The sequence below is a fragment of the Sphingomonas sp. dw_22 genome (assembly GCF_018449795.1).
GTDB lineage: Bacteria > Pseudomonadota > Alphaproteobacteria > Sphingomonadales > Sphingomonadaceae > Sphingomonas.
In genome coordinates, this window is sequence record NZ_JAAVVE010000009.1 from 1 (window position 1) to 18,377 (window position 18,377).

At 66.3% G+C, this 18,377-nt stretch carries 16 protein-coding genes and 1 pseudogene; 3 read left to right on the plus strand and 14 right to left on the minus strand.

The features are described 5' to 3' along the window. A pseudogene (locus HB724_RS06070) lies at positions 1–1,437 on the plus strand (hypothetical protein); the annotation flags it as partial. An 8-nt stretch (positions 1,438–1,445) separates the two neighbouring features. Beyond that, positions 1,446–2,624 carry a VWA domain-containing protein gene (locus tag HB724_RS06075; RefSeq protein ID WP_213980018.1) on the plus strand — a complete coding sequence of 393 codons (1,179 nt, stop codon included), beginning with the start codon at positions 1,446–1,448 and terminating at the stop codon, positions 2,622–2,624. Here the strand turns inward: HB724_RS06075 and HB724_RS06080 are convergent. Both HB724_RS06080 and HB724_RS06085 read right to left on the minus strand, forming a co-directional pair. Beyond that, entirely contained in the window at positions 2,621–3,484 is an 864-nt protein-coding gene (locus tag HB724_RS06080) for a hypothetical protein (protein ID WP_213980019.1), read from the minus strand. The two genes, HB724_RS06075 and HB724_RS06080, sit on opposite strands and share 4 nt — an antisense overlap. Before the next feature lie 67 nt (positions 3,485–3,551). Beyond that, positions 3,552–3,845 (minus strand): Hpt domain-containing protein, encoded by a 294-nt coding sequence (locus tag HB724_RS06085; RefSeq protein WP_213980020.1) that lies wholly within the window; start codon positions 3,843–3,845, stop codon positions 3,552–3,554. A gap of 84 nt (positions 3,846–3,929) precedes the next feature. Here HB724_RS06085 and HB724_RS06090 point away from each other — a divergent pair, with 84 nt between their 5' ends. Beyond that, the gene (locus HB724_RS06090; protein ID WP_213980021.1) at positions 3,930–6,221 is read left to right on the plus strand and encodes a hypothetical protein; all 2,292 of its coding nucleotides are present in this window, start codon (positions 3,930–3,932) and stop codon (positions 6,219–6,221) included. A 1-nt stretch (position 6,222) separates the two neighbouring features. Here HB724_RS06090 and HB724_RS06095 read toward each other — a convergent pair whose 3' ends face one another. The 12 genes from HB724_RS06095 to nuoH all read right to left on the minus strand — a co-directional run bounded on the left by HB724_RS06095 (position 6,223) and on the right by nuoH (position 18,374). After that, positions 6,223–7,161: an aspartyl protease family protein gene (locus tag HB724_RS06095; RefSeq protein WP_213980022.1), complete on the minus strand. Its 939-nt coding sequence runs from the start codon at positions 7,159–7,161 to the stop codon at positions 6,223–6,225. Positions 7,162–7,241: 80 nt separating this feature from the next. After that, entirely contained in the window at positions 7,242–7,514 is a 273-nt protein-coding gene (locus HB724_RS06100; RefSeq protein ID WP_213980023.1) for a DUF1467 family protein, read from the minus strand. 10 nt (positions 7,515–7,524) lie between these two features. Next, positions 7,525–9,162, minus strand: a complete 1,638-nt coding sequence (locus tag HB724_RS06105; protein WP_213980024.1) for an MBL fold metallo-hydrolase — start codon at positions 9,160–9,162, stop codon at positions 7,525–7,527. Between the two features lie 120 nt (positions 9,163–9,282). After that, positions 9,283–10,080, minus strand: coding sequence for a type III pantothenate kinase (locus HB724_RS06110; RefSeq protein ID WP_213980025.1), 798 nt, complete (start codon positions 10,078–10,080; stop codon positions 9,283–9,285). Between the two features lie 15 nt (positions 10,081–10,095). Further along, a complete protein-coding gene (locus tag HB724_RS06115) occupies positions 10,096–10,800 on the minus strand; it encodes a biotin--[acetyl-CoA-carboxylase] ligase (RefSeq protein ID WP_213980115.1) in 705 nt (234 codons plus the stop codon). Next, a complete protein-coding gene (gene nuoN / locus HB724_RS06120) occupies positions 10,797–12,245 on the minus strand; it encodes an NADH-quinone oxidoreductase subunit NuoN (protein ID WP_213980026.1) in 1,449 nt (482 codons plus the stop codon). The genes HB724_RS06115 and nuoN overlap by 4 nt, the downstream gene beginning before the upstream one ends. After that, complete coding sequence (locus HB724_RS06125; protein ID WP_213980027.1) at positions 12,245–13,810, minus strand: NADH-quinone oxidoreductase subunit M; 1,566 nt, start codon at positions 13,808–13,810, stop codon at positions 12,245–12,247. The genes nuoN and HB724_RS06125 overlap by 1 nt, the downstream gene beginning before the upstream one ends. A 7-nt stretch (positions 13,811–13,817) precedes the next feature. Continuing rightward, positions 13,818–15,896: an NADH-quinone oxidoreductase subunit L gene (gene nuoL, locus HB724_RS06130; RefSeq protein ID WP_213980028.1), complete on the minus strand. Its 2,079-nt coding sequence runs from the start codon at positions 15,894–15,896 to the stop codon at positions 13,818–13,820. After that, positions 15,896–16,201 (minus strand): NADH-quinone oxidoreductase subunit NuoK, encoded by a 306-nt coding sequence (gene nuoK / locus HB724_RS06135; RefSeq protein WP_213980029.1) that lies wholly within the window; start codon positions 16,199–16,201, stop codon positions 15,896–15,898. Before nuoK ends, nuoL begins: the two co-directional genes overlap by 1 nt. Continuing rightward, entirely contained in the window at positions 16,198–16,809 is a 612-nt protein-coding gene (locus HB724_RS06140) for an NADH-quinone oxidoreductase subunit J (RefSeq protein ID WP_213980030.1), read from the minus strand. The genes nuoK and HB724_RS06140 overlap by 4 nt, the downstream gene beginning before the upstream one ends. A 33-nt stretch (positions 16,810–16,842) precedes the next feature. Further along, positions 16,843–17,328 (minus strand): NADH-quinone oxidoreductase subunit NuoI, encoded by a 486-nt coding sequence (gene nuoI / locus HB724_RS06145; protein ID WP_213980031.1) that lies wholly within the window; start codon positions 17,326–17,328, stop codon positions 16,843–16,845. After that, positions 17,325–18,374 (minus strand): NADH-quinone oxidoreductase subunit NuoH, encoded by a 1,050-nt coding sequence (nuoH, locus tag HB724_RS06150; RefSeq protein WP_213980032.1) that lies wholly within the window; start codon positions 18,372–18,374, stop codon positions 17,325–17,327. The genes nuoI and nuoH overlap by 4 nt, the downstream gene beginning before the upstream one ends. Between the last annotated feature and the right edge of the window lie 3 nt (positions 18,375–18,377).

An 18,377-nucleotide genomic window follows, 5' to 3' on the forward strand; every position in this document is an offset into this window, starting at 1 on the left:
CTTGTGCCGGAAGCCGCGCTGACGCATCAGTCGGCCATGGGGACACGCGGCGGCGATCGGCATTGGTGGTGGCTGCTCGGCGCGCTGACCCTGCTCGGCTTCGGGCTCCGGCTTGCAAGCGCGCAGGGCGGGCTATGGCTGGACGAAGCCTGGTCCGCAGTGCTGGCGCATGACGCGGGTACGCCGCTCGGCGTCTTCCTCAACATCAATCACGACAACAACCACCATCTGAACTCGCTGTGGCTGCAATTCGTGGGGTTGAGCGCCCCTCCCCCGCTGGCGCGCGCGCTGTCGATCGCTACCGGGACCGCGGCGATCGTCATCGCCGGGCTGATCGGCCGACGCCGGAGCCCGGCGCTCGGCCTCGTTACCGGCGCCCTGTTCGCGCTCTCGCCGATCCTGGTCACGCTGGGCTCCGAGGCACGGGGCTATGCGCCGATGACGCTCGCCCTGCTGACGGCGATCCTGCTCACCGATCGCTGGCTGGCGGGTGATACGAAGCACAGCCCGGCCACGGCGCTGGCGCTGTGCTTCTTCCTCGGCGCCCTGTCGCAGCTCACGATGGTCTTCGGCTTCTGCGCGCTGGGCGGCTGGGTGTTCCTCGCGTTGTGGAAGCGTTCTACATTCGGTGAGGCGCTGACTGGCACGTTCCACCTGCTCCTGCCCAGCGCATTGGCATTGGCGGCAGTGGCCGGCATCGTCCTGGGCGCCGCCGCGGCGGGCGGGACCGGCTTCCAGTTCGGTCGCTACGATCCGTTCGACTGGCCGCACTATCTTCAGGCAATCGTCGAGATGCTGGGATACACGCTCGGCATTCCGCCGGTGTCGGCCTGGTGGCTGGCCCTTGTGCCGATCCTCATGGTGCTGGCCGCCGGCGCGGGCGTGGCGCGCTCCGCCTTTCACTGGCTCGCGATCATCGGCTTTCCCGTTGCGCTGGCGGTGCTGCAATCGGGCAATGTCGGCCATCCACGCTACTATCTTCTCACCGGACTCGCCCTGCTGCTGCTCGTCTCCGAGCTGCTGTGGCTCGGCTGGCGCGCAGGCGGCTGGAAGCGATGGCTCGCCGCGGCCACGCTCGGCATCTTCACAGCGGGCAGCCTGATCCAGGACATCGGCCTGATCCGCAACCAGCGCGGCGATCCCGGTGCCGCGATCCGCGCGCTTCGGGCACACGCACCGGGCGGCACCAGCGTCATCCTCGATCGCGGGACGGGCCTGGCGATACTCCAGGTCGCCGCCGCGGAGGCCCGCTACAAGCTCGACATCCTCGAGAACCACCCCTGCGGCCCCGCCCGTTTCCTGTTCCTCGATCGCTTCCAGGGCGAGGCGCTGCCCGCCGCCAGCATCCGCTGCGGCAAGCGCTACGCGCCGATCGCCCAGGGACGCGCGCATGGCCTCTCCGGCACCAACTGGACACTGTACGAACGACAGCCGTAGAAGGAGGCATGTTCTTCTCCTTCCTCGACGAGCTGCGCGCCGCGGGTATCCCGGCCAGCCTGAAGGAGCACCTCGTCCTGCTGGAAGCGCTCGACCGTGAAGTGATCGAGCGCACGCCCGAAGCCTTCTACTATCTAGCCCGCGCGACCTTCGTGAAGGACGAGGGGCTGCTCGACCGCTTCGACCAGGTCTTCGCCAAGGTGTTCAAGGGGATCGCCTCCTCCTATGGCGTCACCCCCGCCGAAATCCCCGAAGACTGGCTGCGGGCAGTCGCCGAGAAATATCTGACGCCCGAGGAGATGGAGGCGATCAAATCGCTCGGTTCGTGGGACGAGATCATGGAGACGCTGAAGAAGCGCCTGGAAGAGCAGCAGGGCCGGCACGAGGGCGGCAGCAAATGGATCGGCACCGGCGGCACCTCTCCCTATGGCAATTCGGGCTATAATCCCGAAGGCGTCCGCATCGGCGGCGAGAGCCAGCACAAGCGCGCGCTCAAGGTGTGGGAAGGCCGCGAGTTCAGGAATCTCGACAGCACGCGCGAGCTGGGCACCCGCAACATCAAGGTCGCGCTACGGCGTCTCCGCCGCTTCGCCCGCGAAGGCGCCGCCGACGAGCTCGACATAGACGCGACGATCGACGGCACCGCGCGCCAGGGCTGGCTCGACGTCCATATGCGCCCCGAACGCCACAATGCGGTCAAGCTGCTGCTGTTCCTCGACGTCGGCGGATCGATGGACCCGTTCGTCAAGCTCTGCGAGGAGCTGTTCTCAGCCGCGACCTCCGAGTTCAAGAACCTGGAATTCTTCTATTTCCACAACTGCCTCTACGAAGGCGTGTGGAAGGACAATCGCCGCCGCTTCACCGAGCGGACGCCGACCTGGGACATCCTCCACAAATATGGCCATGACTATAAGCTGATCTTCGTCGGCGACGCATCGATGAGCGCCTATGAGATCAGCCATCCCGGCGGCTCGGTCGAGCATTTCAACGAGGAAGCCGGCGCGGTGTGGATGCAGCGGATGGTGAGCACCTATCCGGCCGCCGTCTGGCTCAACGTGCTGCCTGAGGCACAATGGGGCTATACCCAGTCGGTGCGGCTCATCCGCGATCTGATGAACGACCGCATGTATCCGCTGACGCTGGCCGGGCTGGACGACGCGATGCGCGAGCTCAGCCGAAAGCGTTAGTTCTCGCCGGCCGCCGGCTCCTTGGAATTCTTCCGAATCCGGCGCGAAATCCGTCCCATCGCCGTCGTCGCGCGCGAGGTCGGCCGGGTTTCGTACAGCCCTTGGAGATAGGACTGATCGATCGACGTGGCGCGCGGCGGCGCCACCACCTGCGGATCGAACAGGGTCAGAATGGTCTCCGCCTCGATGCCCGCCTTGGGCGGCCGCGCCCCGGCCAGGGCTCGCATCGCAGTATAGTCGGCGATCTGGGTCAGCGTCTTGCCGAGCGCGGCGTCGTTGTCGATCACGACCATCGAGCCGACAATCGCCTGCTGCGTGGGTAGTTCGAGGATCGATGCCGATTTCACCGTCAGCGTACCGCCCGTCGCGCGCTGGCCATCCTCGTTCAGAATCTCGGTAGTATTCCAGACATGCACCGGCCCGTCCTGGAACGCGCGCTGCAGATCGACGGTGTTGACGCCCTCGAATATCTCGGGGTTGTTCTTGCGCATATCCTTCACAAGCGCGTCGGCATCGGGGGTGAGCACGAGGATGAGGTTGCCGCGGCATTTCTCGCCCGCAACCCGCACGCCCGCCTTCGCCGCGATCTTGCGGATCCGCTTGGCGATCATTGCATTATAGGGATCGGCGAAGCCGATGACTGCCGGGCACACCGGATCCTTGAATCGGATGAGCTGCCCGTCGACGCTCGACATGATCTGGCGGACATAATGATGCGCGACCTTCGGAGTGACTTCGCGCTGCCCGGTGACGACGATGCCGTCGTCCTGCGATTTGGCAGCGGGCGCCTCCTGCGCGGCGGCTGCCATGGGAGCCAGAGCCGCCAGAACAAGGCTCAGGCCGAACAAACGCGCACGCATCAAGCCACTCCCATCAGGTGAGTGGCGCATACAATACACCAACGGCTTGCCGCAACCCGAAAGCGGCTCAGAGCCGCTCGACCGCCCGCTCCAGCCGGCGCAGCACCGCGCTGTCCCCGGCCGCCGCGCTGGCTGCCTCGGATGCCAGCGCCATCAGCCGCACCGCCCCGAAGCTCGCCGCCAGGCCCTTCAGCCGCAGCGCGGCCGCAGACCATTCCTGCGGCCCCTTCGAGGCGCGAAGGCCGTCGATGCCGCGCTTTACGCTTTCGAGGAAAGCCTCGCGCAGCTCCGCGATCAGCGCGGGCTCGTCGCCTACCGCCGCCGCCAGAGTCGCATCGATTGCACCGGGATCATACGCCATGGCGACGGAATAGCCCCGACAGCGTTAACCTTTCGTTTCACCCGCGAGTATTGGTCCCACCGCCAAATGTGCTAAACATGGACAATGATTGGGGGAAACTCGGCCGAAGCCGCACCCGCGCCGAATGCGGCAATCGAAGACGAGCTGGTGGAGGTCGACATGGCCGAGCCGGTCGATGCCTTCGAATTCGAGGATGAAGCGGAGGAGGCGCCCCGGCGTCGATTCGGCTGGCTTCTGCCTGCCCTGGCCCTGCTCGTATCGGCCGCTTGGCTCGGCGGCATGCTGTGGCTCGTCTTGCCCTCGATCCGTGCCGGGCTCGAACCGGTCGCGCTGATCGAGCTGATCGCGGCCCTGTGCATCCCGCCGGCACTGCTGGGCATCCTCTATCTCGTCTCGCTGCGCACCAGCACGGCGGAGGCGCGCCGCTTCGGCGCCACCGCGCGCGCGATGCGGGCCGAGGCCGCCAGCCTGGAGCGCGCCGTCGCTACCCTGGCCGCCAAGATCGAGGCGAATCGCAGCGCGCTCGCCGAGCAGACCACGGTGATGATCGCGATGGGCGACCGCGCCGCCGAGCGGATCGGCCGCGTCGCGCAGGACGTGAGCGAACAATCGCGCGCTATCGATACGAGCACCCGCACGCTGCACGACGCGACCTCCGAGGCCGAGCGGCGCGTCTCGATCGTCCTTTCCTCGCTGCCCAAGGCGCATGAGGAGATGCGCGGCATGGCTGCGCGCGTCGACGCCGCCGGCCTGCTCGCCAGCCAGCGCGCCGCTTCGCTCGACACCCAGCTTTCGGCGCTCACCGAACGCGGCCGCGAGGCCGATCAGATCGCCAGCGGCGCCGCCGAGCGGCTCGCGGCGCATATCGCGCGCATGGAAGCCACCAGCGAGACGGCGAGCTCGCGGCTCGAACAGGTCACCGGCGAGATGTCGACTGCGGTCGACGCCGTGCTCGATCGCGCCGCCCAGGCGGTGGACGAGGCCCGCAAGGGCATCGCCGCGCAGGGCGAGGCGATCCTGGCGATGCTCGGCGCCAACCAGGCCGCACTCGACCGCGCCGGCCGCGACAGCGCCGAGGCGCTCAGCGAACGCATGGGCATGATCGAGGATGCGATCATGCGCGTATCGATGCGGCTGGAAGAGGAACAGGGCCGCGGCGACGCGCTGTTCGCCGGGCTTTCGGGCGGCGTCGATCGGCTCGATCGCGAGCTCCAGGTGCTCCACGCCGCCGGCATGGACCGCACCCAGGCGCTCTCCGCGTCGATCAGCGTGCTCCACCAGTCGATGGATGCGATGACCGAGGCGATGCGGACCGGCGAGAGCACCGCGCGCACCGTGATCGGCACATCGGAAGACCTGCTCACCGCGCTCGACGCCTCGGCGCGCGAGATCGACGAGACCCTGCCCGAAGCGCTCAACCGCCTGGATGCGCGCATCGCGGCCAGCCGCCAGGTCGTGGCCGGCGCGAAGCCGGAGCTGCTCGCGCTGGTCACCGCCGCCGAAAGTACGCACGAAGCGATCGAGGCGATTGCCGGCGTCGTCGCGCAACAGCGCGATACACTCGCCAAGACCCAGGCGTCGCTGCTCGAAACGCTGGCGACCGGCGGCGACCAGGCGCAGTCGCTCGGCCGCATCGTCGACGAGACGATCGCAACCACGCAGCGCTTCGCCGAAACCGCCGCGCCGCAACTGGTCGAGGCGCTGGTGCGCGTGCGCGAGACCTCGGCCGCCGCGGCCGATCACGCCCGCGAGACGCTCGGCATGATCGTCCCCGTCGCCGCCCAGGCGATCGAGGAAGCGAGCGGGACCGCGCTTCGGCGCGCAATGGATACGTCGGTGCGCCGCCAGCTCGCCGATCTGGCCGACACCACCGAAGCGGCCGTCACGGCGGCCACCCATGCCTCCGAGCGGCTCTCGCAGCAGATGCACCTGATCGCCGAGACCACGGCCAAGGTAGAGGCACGGATCGACGAGGCACGCGACGAGCGCGAAAAGGGCGACAGCGAATCCTTCGCCCGCCGCGTCTCGCTGCTGATCGAAGCGCTCAATTCCGCATCGATCGACATCGCCAAGGCCTTCTCGACCGAAGTGACCGACAGCGCCTGGGCCGCCTATCTGAAGGGCGACCGCGGCGTCTTCACGCGGCGCGCGGTACGGCTGCTGGAGCCGGGCGAGACCCGCGAGATCGCGCGGCTCTATGATAACGACGACGATTTCCGCGAGAACGTCAATCGCTACATCCATGATTTCGAGGGGATGCTGCGCCAGATCCTGGCCCTGCGCGACGGCTCGCCGCTGGGCGTGACCTTGCTCTCGTCCGATATGGGCAAGCTGTATGTGGCGCTGGCCCAGGCGATCGAGCGGCTGCGGACCTGATCTAGGGCCTGGGTCGCGGACCGGCGCCCCTCCCCAACGGTATCAGGACCAACTGCTTCTTCTGCACGTCGAGTATCGTGATCCCGCGCGAGAAGAAGCCGTTGCCGAGCAGTCCGTCCGCGCCGGTGGATTCCGCATAGCCGCTGTCGATCGGCACTGCGCGGGCCGAAGCGCCGCCGATCCGGAGCCCGGCCCTGGCCTTTTGCGTCGCCTGCACGATGCCGTCCGCGGTCGTCCTGGTGCCGGCTTCGATGGGGGTGCCCGCCGGGAAGACACGCCGCCAGGCGACATCGGACAGCCTCACGGCGCCGTTGAAGCCGAAATCGACCTCCAGCGCGACCGTCTGGCCGTTCACCAGCGCATCGACACGGTTGCCCTGCATCAGGGGAACGACGATCGCGCCGGCGCCAGCGGTGATGCCGCCGCTACCGATGATGGACAGGCGATGCTCGTCCGGGCGCACCATCATGGCGACGCGATCGAGCACGTCCTTGCCGAGCACCGCTGCGATCGGGCGCCCCAGCGCCATCGACATGGGTTCCAGATCGGTGGAGATCAATTGCCCCTCGACCGTCACCATATGCGGCACGTCCAATCGCACGGTTTCCGTACGGCGGCTGGAAAGCGCGCTCGCTCCAGTGAGGATGTGCCCGGTCTCCGCACCCAGCCGGATGCCGGCCTTCAGCGCGAAACCCTGGTCGATCAGCGTGGGTTGGGAATCATTGTCGAGCAATACCATCGCGGGCTGTCCGTTGATCGTCGCCTGGAACAATATCTCATCTCGAAATTGCTCGTACGGCACCGGCGTCCAGGTTCCGTCCTGCGGAAAGCGGATCGTGATCGTCCGGTCGCCTGCGTCCGGCACGGTCGCCGGTGGTTTGGCGGTCTGCGCGCTCGCGGTACCGGCCATCGACAGCAAAATCGCCAGACTGCGGATCATGAGCCTCCCTTTCGCCGAAACGGTGCTGGAGTGCTTCTCGCAGCAGAGACAGGCGATGGGAATATGGTCCCGCAAGTATCTTATCGAGCGCTCGGATGCACCCAATCCAGCATGTCGGGCGTCACCCAGCCATAGATATAGTTCAGCGCGAAGATGCCGAACAGCGCCGTGGCGACGATCGTCGTGCGGATCGCCACGCGCTTCAGACTGAAATCATGCGGCGCGCTGGGCGCCTGGCCAGGAACCAGCGGCACGCCCGCCTCCTCGCTGGTGCGCACCCCGAAGGGCAGCACCAGGAAGACCGAGAAGGCCCAGAACAACACGTAGATCGCCAGCGCCGACTTCCACTGCATGGAAGGCGCCTTACGCCTCGATCAGCAGCACGTCGACCACCGGCTTCTTGCCCGTATAGCGCGTCGCGACGCGGCGCACCGCGAGGCGCAGGCTCTCACGCAGCTTCTCGCGGTCACGGCTGTCCTTCTTGACCGCTTCGGCCGCGGCATCGGCGGCTTCGTCGAGGAAATCGTCGCGATCCTCCTCCACCGGCACGCCCTCGACGCGGACCACCGGGCGCCCGATCAGATTGCCCTTAGAGCTGATCGCCACCGCCACCGATATCTGGCCATAGAGCGCCAGCTTGCGCCGCTCGTTGATCGTCGTGCCGTCGGCCGGCAGGATCACGTCACCGTCGAGCACGAGGCGACCCACCGGCGCCAGGCCGATCTTCCTGGGACCGTCCGGCGCCAGCCGCACGATATCGCCATTCACCTGGTTCACCGCCTTCGGCACGCCCTGCGACAAGGCGAAGCGCGCCTGCTCGTGCATGTGGCGGACCTCGCCATGCACCGGCACGATGATCTCGGGCCGGATCCAGCGATACATCTCGGCCAGCTCGGGGCGGCCCGGATGGCCGGAGACATGGATGAACGCCTGGCGATCGGTGATGAGCTCGACGCCCTGCCCCGCCAGCAGGTTCATGATCCTGCCGATCGCGATCTCGTTGCCGGGGATCTGGCGCGAGGAGAAGACGACGGTGTCGCCCTCATGCACCTTCAGCACGTGCGAACCCTCGGCGATGCGGTTGAGCGCGGCGCGCGGCTCGCCCTGGCCGCCGGTGGCGACGATCAGCACGCGCGAAGGCGGCAGCGTCATCGCGGTGTCGAAATCGATCGTCTCGGGGAAATCGCGCAGATAGCCGGTCGCCTTGGCGACGCGGATGATGCGATCGAGCGAGCGGCCGGCGACGCACAGCTCGCGCCCGGTATCCTGGGCGACCTCACCCAGCGTCTGGAGCCGCGCGGCGTTGGACGCGAAGGTGGTGACGAGCACGCGCCCCTTGGCGGCGCCGATCACTTCGTCCAGACCGGTGCGGACATCGGCCTCGGAACCCGAAGCCTCGGGATTGAAGACATTGGTGGAATCGCAGACCAGCGCCAGGATGCCCTGATCGCCGATCGCGGTCAGCTCGGCGGCGGTCGACGCCCCGCCCAGCGACGGCGCTTCGTCGAGCTTCCAGTCGCCGGTGTGGAAGATCTTGCCATAGGGCGTCTCGATCAGCAGCGCATTGCCCTCGGGGATCGAGTGCGCCAGCGGCGCATAGGTGATCGTGAACGGGCCGATGCCGAACGGCCCCTCTTCCTCGACCACGTTGAGCTCGACGCGGTCCTCGATGCCCTCTTCCTCGAGCTTGCCGCGGATCAGGCCGGCGGTGAACGGTGTGGCATAGAGCGGCACGCCCAGATCCGCCGCAAGATAGGGCAGTGCGCCGATATGGTCCTCATGCCCATGCGTCAGCACGATGCCGAGCAGATCGTCCAGCCGCTCCTCGATGAACTGGAGATCGGGCAGGATCACGTCGATGCCCGGATAATTGGCATCGCCGAAGGTGATACCGCAATCGACCATCAGCCACTTGCCCTTGGTGCCATAGAGATTGACGTTCATGCCGATCTCACCCGAGCCGCCAAGCGCGAGGAAGAGGAGTTCGTTGCCAGGTTTCACGTAGATCCTATCGAATATGGAAGGCGCCGCCGGCACGATGGGCCAAGCGGCAGCGGGTCAAAGAAGAAAATTGCGGCTATGGAATGATCTCGTCATTCCTGCGCCGAAGCGCGCGCCATGTCACGACGCGATATGGGTACGGCTCCACAGCATCGCCAGTCCCTGGATGGTGAGATCGGGCTCGATCACGTCGAAAGCGTCGGTCTGCTTCTCGAACAGCACGGCCAGGCCGCCGGTGGCGATCACCTTGAGCGGGCGGCCCACCTCTGCCTTCAGCCGCGCGACCAGCCCCTCGATCATCGCGATATAGCCCCAATAGATGCCGATATGCATCTGATCGATCGTGTTGAGGCCGATCACGCTCTTGCTGCGCGGCGCCTCGATCGCGATCCGGGGGAGCTTGGCGGCGGCGGTGACGAGCGCGTCGAGAGACAGGTTGATGCCCGGCGCGATGATGCCGCCCTTATAGGCGCCGCGATAGTCCACGACGTCGAAGGTGGTCGCGGTGCCGAAATCGATGACGATCAGGTCGCCGGCGTGGCGGGCATGGCCGGCGATCACGTTGAGCGCGCGATCGGCGCCGAGATTGCCCGGCTCCTCGACATCGAGCGGGAAACCCCATTCGGCCGCCCCCTGCCCGGCCACCACCGCCTCGGTGCCGAAATATTTGCTGCTGAGCACCTGGAGATTGTGGAGCGCGCGCGGAACGACGGTGCCGATGATGACGCCGGTCACGTCCTTGCGGTCATAGCCTTCGAGGGTCAGCAACTGGCTGAGCCACACGGCATATTCGTCGGCGGTGCGGCGGGGATCAGTGGCAATGCGCCAGCGCGTGCGGATCTGGCCGCCCCCTTCGGATCCGGGTTCGACCAGCGCGAAGACGACATTGGTGTTGCCGGCATCGACCGCGAGCAGCATCGGGCTTCCCCTATTCTAAAGCAGGAACACGTCGCCCGCGTGAATGGCACGCCGGCCGCCATCGGCCAAGCGCAGGATGAGCGCGCCTTCGCCGGTCAGTCCGTCGAACAGCCCGTCGACCGCGCTGCCATCGGCCAGCCGCGCGGTGAGCGCGGTGCCGGGGGGATGCGCGCGGGCGAGCCAGCGCTCGCGCACCGAGACCAGCCCCTCGCCCCGCCACCGCGCCAGCCAGCGCTCGAAGCTCTCGCCCAGCGTCTCGGCGAAGACCTGCGGATCGGGCGCCGGACCATGCGCGGCCAGACTGGTGGTCGCGCGGTCGAGCCCCTCCGGATGATGCGCAAGGTTGACGCCGATGCCCAGTATCACGGCGTCCTCCACGCGCTCCAGCAGGATGCCGGAGAGCTTGGCGCCATCGACCAGCAGGTCGTTCGGCCATTTGAGCATCGCGGAGACGCCGAAGGTGCGCACCGTCTCCTCCAGCGCCACCGCCGCGACCAGCGCCAACGTCGCTGCCGGCGGGTCGCTCGGCCGCAGCCGGATCAGCGTCGAGATATAGAGGTTGCCGACGGGCGATTCCCACGCCCGCCCCTGGCGGCCCTTGCCCGCATTCTGCCGCTCGGCGCGCAGCCACACTCCCTCGGGAGTGCCGCTGCGCGCGAGCGCGGCCATGTCGGCGTTGGTCGAACCCGTCTCGGCGACGGTCCGGATGACAGCGGTCAGAACAGCGCCTGCGCTGCGTGCGTCGTCCAGAGCTCGAGCGTGCCGAGCAGCAGCCAGCCCACCGGCGAGATCACCAGCGCCGCCACGGTAATCAGCCCGCCCTCGATCAAGTCGGTCTTGCCCGCAAAGGCGGGCGCCGGCTCGTCGAAGTACATCGTCTTGACGATCTTGAGGTAATAATAGGCGCCGATCGTCGATGCCGCGGCGCCCACCACCGCGAAGGCGAACAGGCCCGAATGCACCGCCGCCACGAACACCTGCAGCTTGGCGAAGAAGCCGAGCAGCGGCGGAACGCCGGCAAGGCTGAACATGAAGATCGCCAGCGCTAGCGCCAGGCCGGGCCGCGTGCGCGACATCCCGGACAGGCTCGCGATGGTCTCGATCTGCTCGCCGTCCTCGCCACGCATCTGGAGCACGACCAGGAAGCTGCCCAGCGTCATGACGATATAGACCGCCATGTAATACATCACGCTCGCCACGCCGTCCGGGCCGCCGGCCGCGAGACCGATCAACGCGAAGCCGACATTGTTGATCGAGGAATAGGCGAGCAGCCGCTTGATGTTGGTCTGCCCGATCGCCGCCACCGCGCCGAACAGGATCGAGGCAAGCGCCGCGAAGATCACGATCTGGCGCCAGTCATGGATCGCCGGCCCCATCGCCTCGATCGCGACCCGCACCGCCAGCCCGACCGCTGCCACCTTGGGTGCCGAGGCGAAGAAGGCCGTCACCGGCGTCGGCGCACCCTCGTAAACGTCGGGCGTCCACATATGGAACGGCACCGCGCTCATCTTGAAGGCGAGCCCCGCGAAGACGAACACCAGGCCGAACAACAGACCCCAGCTATGGCCGCCGGTCGCATAGGCATCGGCGATGCCGTCGAACAGGGTCGTGCCGCTGAAGCCATATACCAGGCTGATGCCGTAGAGCAGGATGCCCGACGCCAGCGCGCCCAGGACGAAATATTTCAGGCCCGCTTCGGCCGAGCGTGCATCGCGCCGCATGAAGCTGGCGAGCACATAAGCCGCAAGGCTCTGGAGCTCGAGGCCGACATAGAGGCTCAGCAAGTCGCCCGCCGAAACCATCATGCCCATGCCCGCCGCGGAAAGCAGGATCAGCACCGGATATTCGGGGCGGAGGTCGTCGCCGGAGGTCCGCTCGAAGAATTTCGGCGCGACCAGGATCGCGACCGCCGCAGCGAGGAAGATCAGCACCTTGGCGAACGCCGAGAACATGTCCGCGCGATAAAGCCCGCCGAACGCCTCGCCGCCCGAGGAGGACGGCCCGGCGAGCGCGATCCCCGCGCCGGCCAGCACCGCGATCGAGACCCAGCTCACCAGCTTAGTCGATTGCTGCCCGCCCCATGCGGCGACGAGCATCAGCACGATGGCGCCCACGCCCAGCACAAGCTCGGGCAGCGTCATCAGCAATTGCAGAGAATAGTTCATCAGCGCGCCTCCCCGTGCGCGGAGGCGGTAGCCGAAGCGCCCTCGGAAGCAGCGGGCTTGCCGGGCGTCGGCAGCGAGTCACCGGCGGGCGCGGCGCGGTTCACGCGCTCGACCAGCCGCACGACGTCCGCGCGCATCGGCTTCAGGAAACTCTCCGGATAGACGCCCATCCACAGCGTCACCGCCGCGATCGGCGCCAGCAGCCAGATCTCGCGCGTTTCGAGATCGGGCATCGCTTTGACGTCGTCCTTGGTCAGATCCCCGAACGCCACGCGGCGATAGAGGTAGAGCATATAGGCCGCGCCCAGGATGATGCCGGTCGTGCCGAGCAGCGCATAGAGCGTCGAGACTTTGTAGGTGCCGGCCAGCGAGAGGAACTCGCCGACGAAGCCGCTCGTCCCCGGCAGGCCGATCGAGGCCATGGTGAAGAACAGGAACAGCACGGCATAGCGCGGCATGTTGATCGCCAGGCCGCCGTACCGATCGATCTCGCGGGTATGCAGGCGATCATAGATCACGCCGACGCACAGGAAGAGCGCCGCCGAGACCAGGCCGTGGCTGAGCATCACGATCATCGCGCCTTCGATGCCCTGCTGGTTGAAGGCGAACAGGCCGAAGGTGACGATCGCCATATGCGCGACCGACGAATAGGCGATCACCTTCTTCATGTCGCTCTGCACGAGCGCCACCAGCGAGGTGTAGATCACCGCGATCGCCGAAAGACCGAACACCAGCCAGATGAACTGGGCCGAGGCTTCCGGGAACATCGGCAGCGAGAAGCGCAGGAAGCCGTAGCTGCCCAGCTTCAGCAGCACGCCCGCCAGGACCACCGAACCCGCGGTCGGCGCCTGCACGTGCGCATCGGGAAGCCAGGTGTGGAACGGCCACATCGGCATCTTCACCGCGAAGGAGCAGAAGAATGCCAGCCACAGCCACGTCTGCACATGCGCCGGGAAGTCATAGGCCATCAGCGCCGGGATGTTCGAGGTGCCGGCGGTCAGCGCCATATAGAGCATCGCGATCAGCATCACGAGGCTGCCCAGCAGCGTGTACAGGAAGAACTTGTACGATGCGTAGATGCGGTTCGCGCCGCCCCAGATGCCGATGATGAGGAACATCGGGATCAGGCCACCTTCGAAGAAGATGTAGAACAGGAACAGATCCTGCGCCGCGAAGGTGCCGATCATCAGCAGCTCGGTGGCGAGGAACGCCGCCATATATTCGGGCACGCGCGTCTGCACGGCCTTCCAGCTCGCGCCGATGCAGATCGGCATCAGGAAGACCGACAGCATGATGAGCATCAGCGCGAAGCCGTCGATGCCGAACGCCCAGGAAAGGGTCACCCCGCCGGGCTTGCCGAAGACGAGCACGCTCTCGACGAACTGCCATTGCGGCGCATCGGGGCCGGTCTGGAAATTGCCCCACAGCCAGATGCCGAGCGCGAAATCCACCAGCGTCGCGACGAGCGCGATCCAGCGGGCGTTCTGCGCACTCGCGAACAGGCACAGCACCGCGGCGACCGCAGGCACGGCGAGCATGACGGAAAGGATCGGGAATCCGGTCATCGCGCCATTACCTCGTGAAGACCCAGGTGAGCGCGGCGGTGAGCCCGATCAGCATGACGAAGGCATAGGTATAAAGATATCCCGATTGCAGTTTGACCGCCCCCGCGCTGCCGATCTGGACAAGCCGGGACATGCCGTTGGGGCCGAAGCGGTCGATGGTCTTCTCGTCTCCGCGCTTCCAGAGGAAGCGGCCGATGGCGAACGCCGGCCGCACGAACAGGAAGTTGTAGAGCTCGTCGAAATACCATTTGTTGAGCAGGAAGACGTAGAGCGGACGGAAGGCCTGGGCGAACTTCGCCGGGAACTCCGGATGGCGGACATAGGCCAGCCAGCCGATCAGCAACCCGCTGAGCATCGCCACCGTCGCCGACAGCTTCACCCATAGCGGCACCTCGTGCATCGAATGCATCAGATGCTCGTTGAAGGCGACGCTGCCCTTCCAGAATTTCTCGCCCGCCTCCGGCTCGATGAAGAAGCCGTGGAAGACGAAGCCCGCGAAGACCGCGCCCAGCGTCAGCAGCACCAGCGGCACCAGCATCGGCCAGGGGCTCTCGTGCGGATGATAGCCGCCGGTGCCGGTCGCGGGAGCATGGTCATGGCCGTGCGCATCATGCGCATGCGGATCATGGCCGGCATCCTCATCCGCCGGATGGTCGTCATGATGGCCATGATCGTGCAGTGCGTGCTGGATATGCTCCGAAGCGGCCCAGCGCGGCTTGCCGTAGAAGGTCAGGAACACCAGGCGCCACGAATAGAAGCTCGTCAGCAGCGCGACGAACACGCCGACCCAGAAGGCGCTCGGCACGCCCGCGGCCCAGCTCGCCTCGATGATCGCGTCCTTCGAGTGGAAACCCGCGAAGCCGAACGCCAGCGGATTGCCGAACACCGCCGGCAGGCCGACGCCGGTGATCGCGAGCGTGCCCGCCATCATCGTCCAGAAGGTGACCGGGATATGCTTACGCAGGCCGCCATAGAAGCGCATGTCCTGCTCGTGGTGCATCGCATGGATCACCGAGCCGGCACCGAGGAACAGCAGCGCCTTGAAGAAGGCATGCGTGAACAGGTGGAACATCGCCGCGCCGTAAGCGCCCACGCCGGCGGCGAAGAACATGTAGCCGAGCTGCGAGCAGGTGGAATAGGCGATCACGCGCTTGATGTCGGTCTGCACCGTGCCGACGGTCGCGGCGAACAGGCAGGTCGCGGCGCCGACAAAGGTAATCACCCCCATCGCCACCGGGCTCATGTTGAACATCGGCGAGAGGCGGCAGACCATGAACACGCCCGCGGTGACCATCGTCGCCGCGTGGATCAGCGCGGAGACCGGGGTCGGGCCTTCCATCGCGTCCGGCAGCCAGGTGTGCAGGCCGAGCTGCGCCGACTTGCCCATCGCCCCGACGAACAGCAGCAGGCAGAGCACCGTCATCGTATCGAAGCGGTGGCCGAGGAAGCCGATCGTCGATCCACCCATATGCGGTGCGGCCGCCAGGATCTCGGGGATCGAGATCGTGCCGAACACCAAGAAGGTGCCGAAGATGCCGAGCATGAAGCCGAGGTCGCCGACGCGGTTCACGACGAACGCCTTGATCGCCGCGGCGTTGGCCGAGGGCTTCCGGAACCAGAAGCCGATCAGCAGGTAGGACGCGAGACCCACGCCTTCCCAGCCGAAGAACATCTGGACCAGGTTGTTCGCCGTCACGAGCATCAGCATCGCGAAGGTGAACAGCGAGAGATAGGCGAAGAAGCGCGGCTGGTCCGGATCCTCGTCCATATAGCCCCAGCTATAGAGGTGGACGAGCGACGAGACGCTGGTGACGACGACCAGCATCACCGCGGTCAGCGCATCGACGCGCAGTTCCCAGGCGACGTGCATGTCGCCGCTGGTGATCCAGTTGAGCACCGGCACGACGCTCGGCTCGGCGGTGCCGGCCATGAACGACAGGAAGATCGGCCAGGAAAGCGCGCACGCCGCGAACAGCGACAGCGTCGTCACCGCCTTGGGTAGCACGGCCCCGAACGTCTTGTTCGAGAAGCCTGCAACAGCTGCCGCGAGCAGCGGCAGGAATACGATGAAATGAATCGCCGACATCAGCCCTTCATCCGATTGACGTCGTCGACCGAGATCGTGCCCCGGCTACGGAAGTAGATGACGAGAATGGCAAGCCCGATCGCGGCCTCGCCGGCGGCGACGGTCAGCACGAACATCGCGAAGACCTGGCCCACCAGATCGCCGAGGAATGCCGAGAAGGCCACCAGGTTGATATTCACCGCGAGCAGGATCAGCTCGATCGCCATCAGGATGACGATCAGATTCTTGCGGTTCATGAAGATGCCCAGCACGCCGAGCGTGAACAGGATCGCCGAAACGACGAGATAATGGGTGAGGGAGATCACAGCTCCACCCCCTGCCCGACTGGCGGATTCATGTTGCGGGTCGCGTCCTTCGAACGGCGGTTGATCTGACGGGAGACATTCTGCGGGCGCACGTCGCTGCGCTTGCGATAAGTCAGCACGATCGCGCCGATCATCGCCACCAGCAGCACCAGGCCCGCGCCTTCGAACACGAACAGGTAGCGCGTGTAGAGCAGCCGCCCGATCGCCTCGATATTGGGCACCGCCGCATCGATCGGCGCCACGCGGCGGCCGAGCGACAGCGCGCCCGCCTGCCAGGCGCCCACCGCGACGATGATCTCGGCGACCAGCGCCACCGCGAGCAGCACGCCGACCGCCGCATAGCGGGCGACACCGGCGCGCAGCTCGGTGAAGTCGATGTTGAGCATCATCACGACGAACAGGAAGAGCACCGCGACCGCGCCGACATAGACGATCACCAGCAGCATCGCGATGAACTCGGCGCCGACGAGCACCATCAGTCCCGCGGCGTTGAAGAACGCGAGGATCAGCCAGAGCACCGAATGCACCGGATTGCGCGACAGGATCGTCAACGCCCCGGAGGCGATCACGACCAGCGCGAAGAGATAAAAGGCGATGAGCTGGATCACGGAATCGGATGGCCCCTGTAGATTGCGGTGCGCTTAACGGTACGGTGCATCGGCGGCAAGGTTCGCGGCGATCGCGCGCTCCCAGCGGTCGCCGTTCGCGAGCAGCTTTTCCTTCTGGTAGATCAGCTCCTCACGGCTTTCGGTCGCGAATTCGAAGTTCGGCCCCTCGACGATCGCATCCACCGGGCATGCCTCCTGGCACAGGCCGCAATAGATGCACTTGGTCATGTCGATGTCGTAGCGCGTGGTGCGGCGGCTGCCGTCCTCGCGCGGCTCGGCCTCGATCGTGATCGCCAGCGCCGGGCACACCGCCTCGCACAGCTTGCACGCGATGCAGCGTTCCTCGCCGTTCGGGTAGCGGCGCAGCGCATGCTCGCCGCGGAAGCGGGGCGAGATCGGGTTCTTCTCGTAAGGGTAGTTGATCGTCGCCTTGGGCTTGAAGAAATACCGCAAGGTCAGCCAGTGCGCCTTGAGGAACTCCCACAAAGTGTAGGAACGGATGATCTGGGCGACGGTCATGCGGGCAATCCCACCCGGGTCAGCATCAGGAACCCGGAAACGAGGAAGACGAAGAACAGCGAGAGCGGCAGGAAGATCTTCCAGCCCAGGCGCATCAGCTGGTCGTAGCGATAGCGCGGGACGGTCGCCTTCACCCAGCTGAACACGAAGAAGAAGAACAGGATCTTGGCGAACAGCCAGATAATGCCCGGCACGTAGTAGAGCGGCGCCCAGTCGAACGGCGGCAGATATCCGCCCCAGAAGAGCGTCGCGTTGAGCGTGCACATCAGCAGCACGTTCGCATATTCGCCCAGCCAGTAGAGCGCGAACGCCATCGACGAATATTCGGTCTGGTAGCCCGCGACGAGCTCGCTCTCCGCCTCGGTCAGGTCGAACGGCGCGCGCTGCGTCTCGGCGAGCGACGAGATGAAGAACACCACCGCCATCGGGAACAGCAGCGGATTGAAGCCATAGCCGTTGATGAAGCCATACAGCCCCTTCTGCCCCTCGACGATGCCGCCTAGGTTGAAGGTGCCGGCCCACAGCACGACCGAGATCAGCACGAAGCCGATCGAGACTTCATAGCTCACCATCTGCGCGGCGGCGCGGATCGCGGAGTAGAACGGATATTTCGAGTTGGACGACCAGCCGGCCAGGATGATGCCGTAGACGCCGAGCGACGACGCAGCGAGCACGTAGAGCAGCCCGACGTTGATGTTCGCCAGCGCCACGCCGAACTGGAACGGCACCACCGCCCACACGATCTGCGCGACCGTGAAGGTGATGATCGGCGCGATCAGGAACAGGACTCTATTCGCGCTCGACGGAATGATCGTCTCTTGCAGGAAGACCTTCAGGCCGTCCGCGAAGCTCTGGAGCAGGCCGAGCGGGCCGACGACGTTGGGGCCGCGACGCAGCGCCATCGCCGCCCAGATCTTGCGGTCGGCATAGATGATCATCGCCACCGCCAGCATCAGCGGCAGCGCGATCACCAGGATATCGATGATCGTGGCGATGAACCACGCCCAGCCGAACGGCAGGCCGAGATAGGTGAACCAGGAGGTCATGCG

What these genes read in the sequence shown, in the direction of transcription:
- HB724_RS06100 (WP_213980023.1), bottom strand. Translation starts at nt 7,514, where the DNA reads ATGCAGTGGAAGTCGGCGCTGGCGATCTACGTGTTGTTCTGGGCCTTC.
- nuoL (WP_213980028.1), bottom strand. Translation starts at nt 15,896, where the DNA reads ATGTCGGCGATTCATTTCATCGTATTCCTGCCGCTGCTCGCGGCAGCT.
- HB724_RS06125 (WP_213980027.1), bottom strand. Translation starts at nt 13,810, where the DNA reads ATGACCGGATTCCCGATCCTTTCCGTCATGCTCGCCGTGCCTGCGGTC.
- HB724_RS06085 (WP_213980020.1), bottom strand. Translation starts at nt 3,845, where the DNA reads ATGGCGTATGATCCCGGTGCAATCGATGCGACTCTGGCGGCGGCGGTA.
- nuoN (WP_213980026.1), bottom strand. Translation starts at nt 12,245, where the DNA reads ATGAACTATTCTCTGCAATTGCTGATGACGCTGCCCGAGCTTGTGCTG.
- HB724_RS06095 (WP_213980022.1), bottom strand. Translation starts at nt 7,161, where the DNA reads ATGATCCGCAGTCTGGCGATTTTGCTGTCGATGGCCGGTACCGCGAGC.
- HB724_RS06080 (WP_213980019.1), bottom strand. Translation starts at nt 3,484, where the DNA reads ATGCGTGCGCGTTTGTTCGGCCTGAGCCTTGTTCTGGCGGCTCTGGCT.
- HB724_RS06110 (WP_213980025.1), bottom strand. Translation starts at nt 10,080, where the DNA reads ATGCTGCTCGCGGTCGATGCCGGCAACACCAATGTCGTCTTCGCGCTG.
- nuoH (WP_213980032.1), bottom strand. Translation starts at nt 18,374, where the DNA reads ATGACCTCCTGGTTCACCTATCTCGGCCTGCCGTTCGGCTGGGCGTGG.
- HB724_RS06075 (WP_213980018.1), top strand. Translation starts at nt 1,446, where the DNA reads ATGTTCTTCTCCTTCCTCGACGAGCTGCGCGCCGCGGGTATCCCGGCC.
- nuoI (WP_213980031.1), bottom strand. Translation starts at nt 17,328, where the DNA reads ATGACCGTCGCCCAGATCATCCGTTCCTACACTTTGTGGGAGTTCCTC.
- HB724_RS06090 (WP_213980021.1), top strand. Translation starts at nt 3,930, where the DNA reads ATGATTGGGGGAAACTCGGCCGAAGCCGCACCCGCGCCGAATGCGGCA.